Below are 13,512 nucleotides of genomic sequence, written 5' to 3'. Positions count from 1 at the left end.
TCCTAGGAATCAGCCACAGGCTGCGCCTGTCGAGATCGCGGCATTGGGCTCCGGCCGGGAATCCTCACCCCACGCCGACCGACGCCGACAGAGCGGCCGCTGCTCTGGTGAAGCTCACATCCAGGCCCAGCCAGCCCAGGATCAAGGTGCTGAGCACGCTGTAGACGATGGCGCCGAGGGCTGCACTCAGCAACCCGTTCTTCAGCCGGAAGCCCTGAATCAGCCAGGCCGCCAGAGCGAACAGAATGATCGTGATCACCCAGTTGTAGACCGCTGTGATCGGGGTGACCATGCCGCCGAGGCTGGTGATGGCCCAGGGCAAGGCCAGCACCAGCTTCAGCGGCCAGAGCAGCAGGGTGCCCAGCAGCCCGATCACCAGGGCGGAGAGAAGCGCCGTGCCGAAGCCACTGAACTCAACACCGAGGGGCAAGGCCCCCACGATCAGCAGGACCACAGCCCGGATGGGCCATTGCAGGAGCCAGATGAACGGGCCCATCACGGAAGAAGCGGCAACCGTTCAAAGTTAGTCAGAGCCGCCACCATGGCCAAGACGGGTGCCCCGAACTGTCACAGCCGTGGCGGCAGGGGCCAGGGCTTCGCGCAGGCCACGCACCACCGCCACCATGGCAAGCTCGTCGTCGAGGCGATTCACGGCGGAACCCACCCCCACGCCATGGGCACCGGCGGCGATGGCCATGGGCAGCGTGACCGCCGAGAGCCCGGAGGCGCAGAGCACCGGCAGCTCCACGGCCCGGCTGATGGCATGGGCTGCCGCCAGGGTGGGCGCCGCCTTCTCGATCAGGCCGAGGGTCCCCGCACTGAACGGGCGGGCGGCGGTGCCCCCTTCGGTCTGGATCAGGTCGGCACCGGCGGCGGCCAGATCAATAGCCAGCTGCTCCTGCTGATCGAGCGGCAGGAGATGGGGCACCGTGACCGAGAGCACCACCTCCGGCAGCAGCTCACGGGTGCGGCGGGTGAGGGCGAGCACGTCGTGGGCGGAGAAGATCCGCCCTTCGGCATAGAAGGCATCGAAATTGCCGATCTCGGCCATCGCGGCCCCGGCGGCGATGGCCTCGGGGAACAGCTCCGGATCGACTGCCGAAACACAGATCGGCAGGCCAGAGACGGCCGCCGCCAGGCGCACGATCTGCGGATCGCAGGCCACATCGAGCAGGTCGGCGCCACCGGCTCCGGCGGCACGGCAGATCCTCTCCACGCTGGCCGCCTCGAAGTTGCGCAGACCGGCGATCACCTTGAGCAACCGCCGGGATTGCAGCGCCGCTTGCAGGGGGGTGGGCAGGCTGGTGAGGCGCGACATCGGCGGGCAGGGCAGATGAAGGCGATTCTCCCATGGGGTCCCCTGCAGCACCGGTTGCACCGGCAGCTGCTGGCCGATCCCAAGCTGCTCCCACCGGGGAGGCGGCTGCTGCTGGCCGTCTCCGGTGGTCAGGACTCGATGGCCCTGGTGGCCCTGCTGCTGGAGCTGCGGCGTCTGCATGGCTGGGAGCTGCACCTCTGGCACGGCAACCATGGCTGGCGGGAGGAGGCGGGCGCCCAGGCCGCTGCCCTGGCGAGCTGGGCGGAGGCCCGGGGCCTGCCGATGCTGGTGGAGCGGGCCCCGGCAGGGTCAGCCGACCTGACCAGGGGCGCGGAAGCAACCGCTCGCCGCTGGCGCTACGAGCGGCTGAGTCGCCAGGCCCGCCGTCTGGGCAGCCTCCATGTGCTGACCGGCCACACCGGCAGTGACCGGGCCGAGACCCTGCTGTTCAACCTGGCAAGGGGGTGTGGCCTGCGGGGCCTGAGCAGCCTGCGCGCGCGGCGGCCCCTCCACGGCCCGATCGAGCTGGTGCGGCCCCTGCTGCGCTTCTCCCGGGCCGAGACCGCGGCCTTCTGTGAGCAGCACCAGCTACCCCTCTGGCTGGATCCCGGCAATGCCGACCCCCGCTTCAGCCGCAATCGCCTGCGCCAGGAGGTGCTGCCGGTGCTCGAGGACCTCCACCCCGGAGCCTGGCGGCGCATGGGCGCCCTGGCGGAGCGGCTGGAATCGACCCAGCAGCGCAGCGAGGAGCTGGCGCTGCTGGCCTTGGCGGCCCTGGAGGCACCCTTGCCAGCCGCCAGCGCAGACTCACCAGAGCAGGGGCCAGGCCTGCGGCGCCAGGGGCTGAGCCAGCTCTCGCCCGGCACCCAGGAGCTGTTGCTCGATCTCTGGCTGGAGCGCAACGCCGGAGTGCGCCTGGGGTCAGCGGGCCTTGGGGCCCTGCGGCAGCGGTTGCCTCTGGCCCGGGGGCCTGGCAGCCTGAACCTGCCCGGAGGCAGGAGCCTCCTCTGGGACCGGCAGACCCTGCGCCTGCACCGGACCCTGAGCGCACCCAACCCCTGCCAGCCATGAAACCCAGCGGCTTCGATCAGGCCTACAAGAGCGTGGAGCTGGCCTACAGCCAGGGACGCTTTGAGGAAGCCCTCCAGCAGGGGCAGGAGCTGCTTCAGCAGGCACAGCTCAAAGCAGAGGATCCCCACAGCCTGCGGCTGAAGCTGCTGCTGGGACACATCCATTTCTACGGCTTGCGCCAGCCGCGGGAAGCAGGAGACCTCTACCGCCAGGTGCTGGCCACCGCCAGCGGGGAGAGCACCTACAGCGATCTGGCCGCCGAGGGACTGGCCCTCTGCGAGCCGAGTGGGCCGGCCACCGGCCAGGGCATGGCGCCCCCGTCGCTGGCTCCGGCTCCGCCAGACGCAGGCCTGGAGGCAGAGCTCGGCCAGGATGACGACACCTCAAGCCAGTCCGTGGAGCCGGTCCGGGTGGAGGTGCTGAGCGAACCCCCAGGCACCGGGGCCACCACCGCCAGCGAGCAGATCCGCTTCAGCCCAGAGGAGGAAGCGGAGCTGGCCAAGGGTCTGCTGCGGGTGGTGCTGCGCTGAGGGCAGGGCAGCCCCCAGCCCGTAGCGCTCAGTTGGAAGCGGTGGAACGCCGACGGCGCACGCGGTTGGCGGGCATCTCGGGTTCCTCCCGCTTGGCCGCCGCGGCCTCAACGACAGGTGCCAGCGTGGGGGTCTTGACGACGGCGGGTGCGGTGGCCGTGGAGGCAGCAGCGCCGGCGGGCTGAACGCGCTGGGGAGCCGGGGCGTGGTTGCGGATCACCGGTTCGCGGCTTGAGCCTTCGCGGCTTCCCCCATCGCGGCCACCGTGGCGACCACCACGGGGGGCCGGACGGCTGTCGGGCTCGGCATCGGCACGCCCCTTGTAGGCCGGGGTGCCGGCTGGAGCGGGCTGCACCAGGCAGATGATCAGAGGCTCCACCTGCAGCTCCCGGCGCAGGCGCCGTTGCAGGCCGACCTCGATCTCCCGCTGCACGCCCACCCAGTCGACATCGGGGGCCGTGCCACCGGTGTTGCGGGCCAGCTGCTTCCAGCGGTTCTCGAGCACCCAGCCGATCTCCCTCTCAGCCCAGATCGAGAGCCGGCGCGCATCGGCCGTGGTGACCACACCGCGCAGGTTGACCCGTGGCGGAGCACCCATCACCCCGTCGGTGCTGATCACGGTCAGGAGGGTGATCACGCCGTCTTCGGCCAGCTGCTGCCGCTCCTTCAGCACCCGGGTGTCGACGATGCCGTTGCGGGAGGCATCGAGCAGCTCGATGCCGGCCTTGACGGGATCCCCCTTGTGGATGGAGCTGGGGGTGAGCTCCACCACATCCCCGTTGTCGATGATCAGCATGTTGTCGGCGGGGATCCCCATCGACTGGGCCGTGCGCGAGTGGCACACGAGCATGCGGTGCTCACCGTGCACCGGCACGAAGAACTTCGGCCTGGTGAGGGCCAGCATCAGCTTGTGGTCTTCCTGGCAGCCATGGCCCGACACGTGGATGCCTTCGCCCTTGCCATAGACCACCTTGGCCCCCATCATCATCAGCCGGTCAATGGTGTTGACCACCGAAATGGTGTTCCCGGGGATCGGGCTGGCGGAGAAGATGATCGTGTCGGTGGGTTTGACCTGCACCTGAGGATGTTCACCGCGGGAGATGCGGCTGAGCGCGGCCAGGGGTTCGCCCTGGCTGCCGGTCATCAGCAGCAGGGTTTCGCGGTCAGGGAGGTCGCGGATCTGCTTGATCGGCACGAACAGCTCATCGGGGCAGCGGATGTAGCCGAGCTCCCGGGCCTTGGCGATCACGTTGAGCATGGAGCGGCCCAGCAGGCCCACCTTGCGGCCATGCTTCATGGCCAGCTCCAGGATCATCGAAACCCGGTGCACGGAACTGGCGAAGGTGGTCACAATCACGCGGCCATCGGAATTGGCGAAATGGCGATCGAGGTTGGGGTACACCGCCCGCTCCGGCGGGGTGAAGCCAGGCACTTCGGCATTGGTGGAATCACTGAACAGGCAGAGCACGCCCTGCTCGCCGTAGTGGGCCATCCGCTGGATGTCGAAGTATTCACCATCCACAGGCGTGTGATCGAACTTGAAGTCGCCGGTGAAAATCACCACTCCCACTGGGGTGGTGATCGCCAGGCTGAAGCTGTCGGCAATGGAGTGGGTGTTGCGGATGAACTCCACCTGAAAATGCTGGCCCACCTTGACCACATCCCGTGGGCTCACCGTCTGGATCACGGTGCGGTCGGTGACGGCAGCCTCCTCCATCTTTCCCTGCAGCATCGACATGGCCAGCCTGGGGCCATAGATCACCGGGATGTTGAAGTTCTTGAGGTGGTGGGGAATGCCGCCGATGTGATCTTCATGACCGTGGGTCACGATCATGCCGCGGATGCGCTTCTGGTTTTCACGCAGGTAGCTGGTGTCGGGCAGCACCACGTTGACGCCGTGCATGCCATCACTGGGGAATGCCAGTCCGGCATCCACCAGCATCAGCTCATCGCCGTATTGGAACACGCAGGTGTTCTTGCCGATCTCATGAAGACCTCCGAGGGGAATCACCCGCAGGGTGGGCTGGTTCGTGGCGGTGGCGTTCTTGTTGTTGCTTGAGCTCATGGGGTGTGGAACGAGGGATTGAAGGAAAGTCGTACGGAATCTGGTGTTGCTGTTGCGAGAACTCCAGGCCGCACAGCGCTGGAGCCGAGCCATGGCGTCAGGTGGGACGCAGGGCAGCCAGGGCGGTGGTCAATCGGGCACGGACGTCGCTGTCGGCGGAGACCAGCGGGAGACGGGGGGACCCCACGGGCCAGCCCTCCAGTTCAAGGGCGGCTTTGACGGGAATCGGATTGGTGGTGGAGAACAGAGCCCGGCAGAGGGGCAGCAGGCGTTCGTGCAGGCTGAGGGCCGTGGCCAGCTCGCCGGCCAGAAAGGCGGAGATCATGCGCTGGATCTGGGGCCCCACCAGATGGCTGGCCACACTCACCACGCCGACGGCGCCCACGGCCAGCATCGGCAGGGTGAGGGCATCGTCGCCGCTGTAGATCGCCAGACGGTCGCCGCAGAGCAGCCGCAACTGGCTGACTTCTGCGGTGCTGCCGCTGGCGGCCTTGTAGCTCACCACATTGGGGAGATCGAGCAGGCGGGCCGTGGTACTGGGCTCGAGGCTGCAGCCGGTGCGGCCGGGGATGTTGTAAAGCATCACCGGGAGGCGGGGGGCCGCCTGGGCGATCGCCCGGAAATGGGCTTCCAGCCCCTCCTGGGGTGGCTTGTTATAGTAAGGGACCACCACCAGGGCGCCGTCGGCGCCTTCCTCGGCCGCCCGCCCGATCGCCTCGATGGCCTCAGAGGTGCTGTTGCTGCCCGCTCCGGCCAGCACCGTGGCTCGCCCCGACACCGCGGTTTTCACCGCATCAAACAGATCGTGCTGCTCCTGCCAGCTCAGGGTGGGGGATTCGCCGGTGGTGCCGCAGAGCACAAGCCCGTCGGAGCCGTGATCCACCAGGTGCTGCGCCAGACGGGCCGCCAGATCGAGATCGACCGCTCCATCCGCACTGAACGGGGTGACCATCGCGGTGAGCACCCGGCCGAAGGGCGGTTGCCGTTGGCCCATGGCGCTCAAACCGCACCTCCCACAGCGGCTTCAGAGGGAGCCCCGGCAGGCTGGGCAGCAGCCTCACGCCAGGCTGGATCCAGCAGCAACTCGGCGATCTGAACAGCATTGAGCGCCGCTCCCTTGCGGATCTGATCGCCGCAGAGCCAGAGCTCGAGGGCGTTGGGTTCGCTGAGGTCCTGGCGGATGCGTCCCACCGCCACCGGGTCACGGCCGGCGACATCGGTGGGCATCGGGAAACGGTTGGCGTCGAAATCCTCCAGCAGCTCCACCCCCGGGGCCGCCGCCAGCAGAGCCCGGGCCTCCGCGACGGGGAAGGGGTGCTCGAACTCGATGTTCACGGCCTCGGAGTGGGCCCGCAGCACCGGCACCCGCACGCAGGTGGCCGACAGCCGCAGCTCCGGCAGACCCATGATCTTGCGGGTTTCGTGCAGCATCTTGAGCTCCTCCTCGCAGTAGCCGCTGGGCTGGAGCGGTGAGTTGTGCAGAAAGAGATTGAAGGCCAGGGAATGGGGCAGCACCTCGCTCACCGGCTCCCCCCCATCGAGCACGGTGCGGCTGAGTTCACGCAGTTCCTCCATCGCCCGGGCACCGGCACCACTGGCCGACTGGTAGGTGCTCACCACCACCCGCCGGATCGCACGACGGGACTGCAGAGGCGCCAGGGCCAGGGTCAGCAGGATCGTGGTGCAGTTGGGGTTGGCGATGATTCCCCGGTGGCCCTGGGCCGCCTCGGGATTCACCTCGGGGACCACCAGCGGCACCTCGGGATCGAGGCGGAAGGCACTGGAGTTGTCGATCACGACGGCGCCGGCTTCCACCGCCACCGGAGCCCAGCGCCGGGAAATCGAGCCGCCGGCGGAGGCCAGCACCACATCCACTCCCTGGAAAGAGGCAGCGTCGACCGCCTCGATGCTGTGCTCACGGCCCTGCCAGATCAGCCCTCGTCCGGCGGAGCGGGGGGACGCCAGAAGCCGCAGCTCACCGACCGGGAAGCGGCGTTCGTGCAGAAGCGCCAGCAACTCCTGGCCCACAGCACCCGTGGCTCCGAGCACGGCCACGGTCAGGGGCCGCCTGGGCAGAGGTTGAGCGGTGGCAGTGGTTGACAACGGCAACAGGGGGTGAAAACGCTGGTCCTTGTGGCTGGGCCTGGACCCGATCAAGGGGGCACCCGGGGTGGGTCAAGGCAGACGCCATTGGCGCGGATGGGGATGGCTCCGGTGAACCGGGATGAGCCATCAGAAGGGGCTGAAGGAAGGTTGGAAGAGTTGCGGGGGAACGGGAAAGACTTGAGGAGCCTGGGCCAGCGTCACGCTCCGTGAGGAGGAGGGAGCTGAGCACGGTGGACCGAAGGCTCGAAGCGGAACCGAATGGTCCAGGGGATATCAACGACCGCATGTCGTCTCTCACACAATACGCTGCCCGCGCCTCCTCCGGGGCACTGGCGATGCCCTTGGAGGGCACGGAGGAGGCCCAGGAGCATGAGTTCTTAGGATCGCGGGCTGCATCGTCGCGGTCCCGGCCGTTTCTCCATGAGCTCCGCTTTGAAGGTCAAGACCAGCCCCCGTCCCGGCAGCAGGCTGGCGCTGGAGGTGGCCGTCCCCGGCGGCCGCTCCCAGGCCAGCTACGAGGCCGCCGTGGCGAAGCTGAGCCGCAGCGTGCGGCTGCCCGGATTCCGCCAGGGCAAGGTGCCCCGTCCGGTGTTGCTGCAGCAGATCGGCCCGCTGCGGATTCGCGCCACCGCCCTCGAAGACCTGGTGGACAGTGTCTGGCGGGACGCCCTGGAGCAGGAAAAGATCGAAGCCCTGAGCAGCCCGGAGCTGAGCGAAGGCTTCGAGGCCCTGCTGGAGCGCTTCAGCCCCGGTGAGGACCTCACCCTCACCCTTGAGCTGGACGTGCAACCAACCCCCAGCCTCAAGGCCACCAAAGGGCTCAAGGCCGAGGCCGAGCTGATCAGCTACGACCCCGCACGGGTCGACGAGATGCTCGAGCAATCGCGCCGCCAGCTGGCCACCCTGGTGCCCGTGGAGGACAGGCCCGCGGCCAGCGGCGATCTGGCGGTGGTGGCGTTCAGCGGAACCTTCGTCGACACCGATGAGGCGATCGAGGGCGGCAGCTCCGACGCGATGGAGGTGGAACTGGAGGAAAGCCGGATGATCCCCGGCTTCGTGGCGGGCATCCTCGGCATGGCCGTGGGTGAGGAGCGACAGGTGAGCTGCCGTTTCCCAGACGACTACCCCCAGGAGGCGGCCCAGGGACGGGAGGCCAGCTTCACCATCACCCTCAAGGAGCTCAAGGCGCGCGAGCTGCCCGCCCTCGACGACGCCTTTGCCAAGGAGGCCAGCGACAAGGAAACCCTCGCGGAGCTCAGAACCGATCTGGAGACCCGCCTGCGGGAGGACACCGAGCAGCGGGCTCGCCGCAGCCGCCACGATGCCCTGCTCGCTTCGCTGGTGGAGCAGCTGGAGGTGGATCTGCCCGAGACCCTGATCCAGCAGGAGATCCGCTCCCTGATCGAGCAGACCGCCTCACAGATCGCCCAGCAGGGGATGGATGTGAAGAAGCTGTTCACCCCCGACCTGGTGCGCAACCTGATGGACAGCTCCAGGCCCGAGGCCGAGCAGCGGCTGCGGCGCAGCTTCGCCCTCAAGGCCCTGGCCGAGGCGGAAGACATCCGGCCTGAGGCCGCAGCGATCGAGGCCAAGGTCAAGGAAGTGAGCCAGGGCCTGAGCGACACCAGTTCGATCGATCCGGTTCGCCTGCGCGAAGCCGTGGGCGAAGACCTGCTGCGGGAGACCCTGCTGGAGTGGCTCGAGGCCAACAGCACCGTCAGCGAGAAAGCGCCTGAAGCCGAGCCGGCCGCCGAGGCCGACGACCAGGCCTGAGGCCGCCATAGATTGAACGCCTGCACCGTTTCCCCTGCCCCGGCCGCGTGATCGAAGCCCTTCGCTCCCACCCGATCCAGAACACCTGGCAGGCCTCACCCGGCGTGCTGCCAACGGTGGTGGAGCAGTCCGGGCGAGGCGAGCGGGCGTTCGACATCTATTCCCGCCTGCTGCGGGAGCGGATCATCTTCCTCGGCACCGGCATCGACGATCAGGTGGCCGACTCCCTGGTGGCCCAGCTGCTGTTCCTGGAGGCCGAGGACCCCGAAAAGGACATTCAGATCTACATCAATTCCCCCGGGGGGTCCGTCACCTCGGGCCTGGCCATCTACGACACCATGCAGCAGGTGGCCCCCGACGTGGTGACCATCTGCTACGGCCTGGCAGCCAGCATGGGGGCCTTCCTGCTCTCAGGCGGCACCAAGGGCAAGCGGATGGCCCTGCCCAGCGCCCGGATCATGATCCACCAGCCCCTGGGGGGCGCCCAGGGACAGGCGGTGGACATCGAAATCCAGGCCAAGGAGATCCTCTTTCTCAAGGACACCCTCAACGGTCTGATGGCCGAGCACACCGGTCAGCCCCTCGAGAAGATTGCGGAAGACACCGACCGCGACTACTTTTTGTCTCCGCCCGAGGCCCTGAGCTACGGCTTGATCGATCGTGTCGTTGATGACACCACTCCGGTTTGATCCTTAAGGTCTGCTGACGAACCTCCGGTTCCGGCCGATCCTGGAAGGCCGGACCATGCCCTACCCCCTGACCAGGACGCCCCAGCCCGATGGCCAAGTTCGACGCCCATCTCAAGTGCTCGTTCTGCGGCAAGTCTCAGGAGCAGGTGCGCAAACTGATCGCCGGCCCAGGCGTCTACATCTGCGATGAGTGCATCGATCTCTGCAATGAGATCCTCGACGAAGAGCTGGTCGAAAGCCACGGCAGTGCAAGGGCCCACGGCGACCCGGCCCGCAAGCCGGCCGTCAAGAAGAGCAGCAAACCGGCCCCCACCCTGGCGAGCATCCCCAGGCCCCAGCAGATCAAGGCCTTCCTCGACCAGCAGGTGGTGGGTCAGGACGAGGCCAAGAAGGTGCTCTCGGTGGCGGTCTACAACCACTACAAGCGGCTGGCCTGGCAAGGCGACGGCAAAGGTGAGGCTGACCACTCCGCCACCCGCCTGCACAAGTCGAACATCCTGCTGATCGGCCCCACTGGCTGCGGCAAGACCCTATTGGCGCAAACGCTGGCTGAACTGCTCGACGTGCCCTTCGCGGTGGCTGACGCCACCACCCTCACCGAGGCGGGCTATGTGGGTGAGGACGTGGAGAACATCCTGCTGCGTCTGCTGCAGAAGGCCGATCTCGATGTGGAGCAGGCCCAGCGCGGCATCATCTACATCGACGAGATCGACAAGATCGCCCGCAAGAGCGAGAACCCCTCGATCACCCGCGACGTGTCCGGTGAAGGGGTGCAGCAGGCCCTGCTCAAGATGCTCGAGGGCACCGTCGCCAACGTGCCGCCCCAGGGGGGGCGCAAGCATCCCTATCAAGACTGCATTCAGATCGACACCAGTCAGATCCTGTTCATCTGCGGCGGTGCCTTCGTCGGCCTCGACGACGTGGTGCAGCGGCGGCTGGGCCGCAACTCGATCGGCTTCATCCCGGCGGACGGCCGCGGCCGCGGCCATCGCGAACTCAAGGCCAGCCAGGTGCTGCGCCACCTCGAACCCGACGACCTGGTGCGCTACGGGCTGATCCCGGAATTCACCGGCCGACTGCCGGTCAGCGCCGTGCTGGAGCCCCTCGACGTGCACTCCCTGGAGTCGATCCTCACAGAACCGCGGGATGCCCTGATCAAGCAGTTCCAGACGCTGATGAGCATGGACAGCGTGCGCCTGGAATTCGAACCCGGCGCCATCGAGGCGATCGCCCTAGAAGCCCATCGGCGCCGCACCGGTGCCCGAGCCCTGCGCGGCATCGTTGAGGAGCTGATGCTGGATCTGATGTACGACCTGCCCTCCGACAGCGAGGTCACCACTTACACGATCACCCGTGAGCTGGTGGAGCAGCGCAGCAAGGCCAAGGTGCTCCCTTATCCCAGCGTGGTCAACCAGCAGGAATCGGCCTGACCTGAGCGGCAATCCACCCCTGACCGACCTTGCCCGGCATGAGGTCCCGGCGGCAGGGTGAATCGGTTGCACCTTTCCTCGATCACAGCCCATGGCAGCCGCCGACCATCTGGAGGTGCCCCGGCAGCACGGGCTGTTCAACCACCACGGCATCGACCTGGGCGATGGCACCGTGGCCCATTACCTCGAGGGACGCGAGATCCTGCGCTCTCCCCTCGACGCGTTCAGCCGCGGCGAGACCGTGGAGCCCGTGGCCTATGACCCGGCCGAGATCTCCCCGCCGGGGGTGACCCTGCGCCGGGCCATGGGACGGCTGGGGGAGCAGCGTTACAACCTGATCTTCAACAACTGCGAACACTTCGCGATCTGGTGCAAGACCGGTCGTCACCGCAGCGCCCAGGTGGAGGGCTGGCTCCACACCGGCAGCCTGGGCGCTCTGATGCTTGGTCAGCTCGTGCCGGCGGCCCTGATCACCGGCGTGCGCCTGCTGCTCCGGAAGGGCCTCAGCCTGGATGGCGCGCAGCTGGAGAAGGGCCGGGTGCTGGCGCAGCAGAGCCTGGAGCAACTCGATGGCCTGCGCCTGAAGCTGCAGCAGAAACTGGAGACGGAACTGGCCCGGGCCGAAGCGCGCTGGGGGGAGGGCAGAGACGGCGCTTCCGAGCAGTTCGTGACCCTGCGCCTGGCGGCCCAGAACCTGGCCGATCAGCTGGAGGAGGTGGAGGAGATGGAGGACCGCCTGGAGCGGCTGCTGGCCCCGAAACCCTCTGAGTAGCCTCATGGCCCAGGCCGTCCGGGGAGCACCCGCCATGACCCAGGCCCGTGCCTACCTGCCCCTGCCCCAGAAATACAGGCCCCAGCGCTTCGACCAGCTGGTGGGGCAGGAAGCGATCGCCTCCACCCTCAGCAGTGCCCTGCGCCAGAACCGGATCGCACCGGCGTACCTGTTCAGCGGACCCCGGGGCACGGGCAAGACCTCCAGCGCCCGGATCCTGGCGCGGTCGCTCAATTGCCTGGAAGCGGCAGGACCCACTCCCGAACCCTGTGGGGTCTGTGAGCTCTGCCGTTCGATCACCGCCGGCAACGCCCTGGATGTGATCGAGATCGATGCCGCCTCCAACACCGGTGTCGACAACATCCGTGAACTGATCGAGCGCTCCCGCTTCGCGCCGGTGCAGGCCCGCTGGAAGGTCTACGTGATCGATGAGTGCCACATGCTCTCGACCGCCGCCTTCAACGCCCTGCTCAAGACCCTGGAGGAACCCCCGCCGCGGGTGGTGTTCGTGCTGGCCACCACCGATCCCCAGCGGGTGCTGCCCACGATCCTCTCCCGCTGCCAGCGCTTCGATTTCCGCCGGATTCCCCTGGAGGCCCTCGAGGGCCACCTGCGCTTCATCGCCGGCGCAGAGGAGATCGGCATCACCCCGGAGGCCCTGCACGTGGTGGCGTTGCGGGCCCAGGGGGGCCTGCGGGACGCCGAGAGCCTGCTCGACCAGCTCAGCCTGCTGAGCGCGCCGATCGAGGCTGCGGCGGTGTGGGAACTGCTCGGCGCCGTGCCAGAGCAGGAGCTTCTGGACCTGGTGGTCGCCATGGGAGCAGGTGATCCCGTGGGAATCCTCGAGACCTGCCGCCGCCTGCTCGATCGGGGCCGGGAGCCGGGAGCCCTGCTGCAGGGTCTGGCCAGTCTGCTGCGGGATCTGGTGCTGGCCGGGGTGGCCCCGGACCGGCTGGAACTCACCGCGGTCAGTGCCCAGCTGCAGCCTCTGTTGCCCGAGCAGGCCCGCCGCATCGGCAAGGCGAGGCTGCTCAGCTGGCAGGCGCAGCTCAAGGGCAGCGAACAGCAACTGCGCCAGAGCGCCCAGCCCAGGCTCTGGCTGGAGGTGCTGCTGCTGGGGCTGATCGCCGAGGCCGCCACGTCCCACCACAGTCCCCCAGCAGCGCCAGCAGCGCCAGCAGCGAAGCCTGCAGCACCGCCCCAGGCCCAGCCAGCCGCTCCAGCGGCCGCTCCCCCTGCCGCTCCGCCAGCCCCTGCGGCTGGCCCGGAGAGTCAGGATCTCGGGGAGCTCTGGCAGCAGATCCTCTCCAGCCTGGAGCTGCCCTCCACCCGGATGCTGCTCTCCCAGCAGGCCTCTCTGCTGCGCCTTGATGGTCAACGGGCCGTGGTGCGGGTCAGCGGCAAGTGGATCGCCATGGTGCAGAGCCGGCTTCCCCTGCTGGAGTCCGCCCTGCTCCAGGCCCTGGGCAGCCCCCGCCAGGTGCTGCTGGAAGCATCCGAGCAGCCCGGCAGCAGTCCTGTGGCGGCCGCGGTCGTGTCCCCACCCTTGGTGCCGGTGCCGGTGGTGCCTGTGGTCCAGGTGGAGCCGGTGGTGCCAGCCCCACCAGTCCCGACTCCACCGCCAGGACCGCCCCCGGCACCTGAGCCAGCCCGGCCCGGCGAGCCCGGTGAGCGATCAGAGCGGCAACCGCTCGACGATCAGGCCCGCCGTCTGGCCGACTTCTTCAACGGCGAAGTGGTCCGCCTGGAGGAATGAAC

Annotated in this window: 12 protein-coding genes; 7 read left to right on the top strand and 5 right to left on the bottom strand. The window is 68.2% G+C overall.

The features are described from left to right. Nucleotides 1–64: 64 nt before the first annotated feature. Together KQ297_RS06780 and KQ297_RS06775 are read right to left on the bottom strand one after the other, a co-directional pair. Complete coding sequence (locus KQ297_RS06780; RefSeq protein WP_185464734.1) at nucleotides 65–496, bottom strand: phage holin family protein; 432 nt, start codon at nucleotides 494–496, stop codon at nucleotides 65–67. A gap of 27 nt (nucleotides 497–523) precedes the next feature. Then, a complete protein-coding gene (locus KQ297_RS06775) occupies nucleotides 524–1,318 on the bottom strand; it encodes a DUF561 domain-containing protein (RefSeq protein WP_259738747.1) in 795 nt (264 codons plus the stop codon). 15 nt (nucleotides 1,319–1,333) lie between these two features. Between KQ297_RS06775 and tilS the strand changes: the two genes are divergently transcribed. Both tilS and KQ297_RS06765 read left to right on the top strand, forming a co-directional pair. Continuing rightward, complete coding sequence (gene tilS, locus KQ297_RS06770; RefSeq protein ID WP_259738746.1) at nucleotides 1,334–2,389, top strand: tRNA lysidine(34) synthetase TilS; 1,056 nt, start codon at nucleotides 1,334–1,336, stop codon at nucleotides 2,387–2,389. Beyond that, a complete protein-coding gene (locus KQ297_RS06765) occupies nucleotides 2,386–2,919 on the top strand; it encodes a hypothetical protein (RefSeq protein ID WP_259738745.1) in 534 nt (177 codons plus the stop codon). The genes tilS and KQ297_RS06765 overlap by 4 nt, the downstream gene beginning before the upstream one ends. Before the next feature lie 28 nt (nucleotides 2,920–2,947). On the opposite strand, the gene KQ297_RS06760 is transcribed toward KQ297_RS06765, so the two are convergent. The 3 genes from KQ297_RS06760 to KQ297_RS06750 all read right to left on the bottom strand — a co-directional run bounded on the left by KQ297_RS06760 (nucleotide 2,948) and on the right by KQ297_RS06750 (nucleotide 7,087). After that, nucleotides 2,948–4,984 (bottom strand): ribonuclease J, encoded by a 2,037-nt coding sequence (locus tag KQ297_RS06760; RefSeq protein WP_259738744.1) that lies wholly within the window; start codon nucleotides 4,982–4,984, stop codon nucleotides 2,948–2,950. Nucleotides 4,985–5,081: 97 nt separating this feature from the next. Then, the gene (dapA, locus tag KQ297_RS06755) at nucleotides 5,082–5,978 is read right to left on the bottom strand and encodes a 4-hydroxy-tetrahydrodipicolinate synthase (RefSeq protein WP_399251378.1); all 897 of its coding nucleotides are present in this window, start codon (nucleotides 5,976–5,978) and stop codon (nucleotides 5,082–5,084) included. Between the two features lie 5 nt (nucleotides 5,979–5,983). Then, a complete protein-coding gene (locus tag KQ297_RS06750; protein WP_259738742.1) occupies nucleotides 5,984–7,087 on the bottom strand; it encodes an aspartate-semialdehyde dehydrogenase in 1,104 nt (367 codons plus the stop codon). A 423-nt stretch (nucleotides 7,088–7,510) separates the two neighbouring features. Here KQ297_RS06750 and tig point away from each other — a divergent pair, with 423 nt between their 5' ends. From tig to KQ297_RS06725, 5 genes are all read left to right on the top strand, one after another. Continuing rightward, complete coding sequence (tig, locus tag KQ297_RS06745) at nucleotides 7,511–8,863, top strand: trigger factor (RefSeq protein ID WP_259738741.1); 1,353 nt, start codon at nucleotides 7,511–7,513, stop codon at nucleotides 8,861–8,863. A 47-nt stretch (nucleotides 8,864–8,910) separates the two neighbouring features. Beyond that, complete coding sequence (clpP, locus tag KQ297_RS06740; RefSeq protein ID WP_185464741.1) at nucleotides 8,911–9,552, top strand: ATP-dependent Clp endopeptidase proteolytic subunit ClpP; 642 nt, start codon at nucleotides 8,911–8,913, stop codon at nucleotides 9,550–9,552. A gap of 89 nt (nucleotides 9,553–9,641) precedes the next feature. Further along, nucleotides 9,642–10,982: an ATP-dependent protease ATP-binding subunit ClpX gene (clpX, locus tag KQ297_RS06735; RefSeq protein WP_259738740.1), complete on the top strand. Its 1,341-nt coding sequence runs from the start codon at nucleotides 9,642–9,644 to the stop codon at nucleotides 10,980–10,982. A 91-nt stretch (nucleotides 10,983–11,073) separates the two neighbouring features. Continuing rightward, nucleotides 11,074–11,754, top strand: a complete 681-nt coding sequence (locus KQ297_RS06730; protein ID WP_259738739.1) for a lecithin retinol acyltransferase family protein — start codon at nucleotides 11,074–11,076, stop codon at nucleotides 11,752–11,754. Nucleotides 11,755–11,788: 34 nt separating this feature from the next. Then, nucleotides 11,789–13,510 carry a DNA polymerase III subunit gamma/tau gene (locus KQ297_RS06725; protein WP_259738738.1) on the top strand — a complete coding sequence of 574 codons (1,722 nt, stop codon included), beginning with the start codon at nucleotides 11,789–11,791 and terminating at the stop codon, nucleotides 13,508–13,510. The last annotated feature ends 2 nt before the right edge of the window (nucleotides 13,511–13,512 follow it).

Origin of the sequence: Synechococcus sp. CS-205, assembly GCF_025128255.1 — a bacterium.
In the GTDB taxonomy this organism is placed as follows: domain Bacteria; phylum Cyanobacteriota; class Cyanobacteriia; order PCC-6307; family Cyanobiaceae; genus Regnicoccus_A.
Note: the sequence above shows the minus strand (reverse complement) of the source record. Positions and strands in the feature narration are given on the sequence as shown.

Bases quoted from the DNA above. Each gene is read 5' to 3' on its own strand.
- KQ297_RS06765 (WP_259738745.1), top strand. From the start codon at position 2,386: ATGAAACCCAGCGGCTTCGATCAGGCCTACAAGAGCGTGGAGCTGGCC.
- KQ297_RS06725 (WP_259738738.1), top strand. From the start codon at position 11,789: ATGACCCAGGCCCGTGCCTACCTGCCCCTGCCCCAGAAATACAGGCCC.
- KQ297_RS06780 (WP_185464734.1), bottom strand. From the start codon at position 496: ATGGGCCCGTTCATCTGGCTCCTGCAATGGCCCATCCGGGCTGTGGTC.
- tig (WP_259738741.1), top strand. From the start codon at position 7,511: ATGAGCTCCGCTTTGAAGGTCAAGACCAGCCCCCGTCCCGGCAGCAGG.
- dapA (WP_399251378.1), bottom strand. From the start codon at position 5,978: ATGGGCCAACGGCAACCGCCCTTCGGCCGGGTGCTCACCGCGATGGTC.
- KQ297_RS06760 (WP_259738744.1), bottom strand. From the start codon at position 4,984: ATGAGCTCAAGCAACAACAAGAACGCCACCGCCACGAACCAGCCCACC.
- KQ297_RS06775 (WP_259738747.1), bottom strand. From the start codon at position 1,318: ATGTCGCGCCTCACCAGCCTGCCCACCCCCCTGCAAGCGGCGCTGCAA.
- clpX (WP_259738740.1), top strand. From the start codon at position 9,642: ATGGCCAAGTTCGACGCCCATCTCAAGTGCTCGTTCTGCGGCAAGTCT.
- KQ297_RS06730 (WP_259738739.1), top strand. From the start codon at position 11,074: ATGGCAGCCGCCGACCATCTGGAGGTGCCCCGGCAGCACGGGCTGTTC.
- tilS (WP_259738746.1), top strand. From the start codon at position 1,334: ATGAAGGCGATTCTCCCATGGGGTCCCCTGCAGCACCGGTTGCACCGG.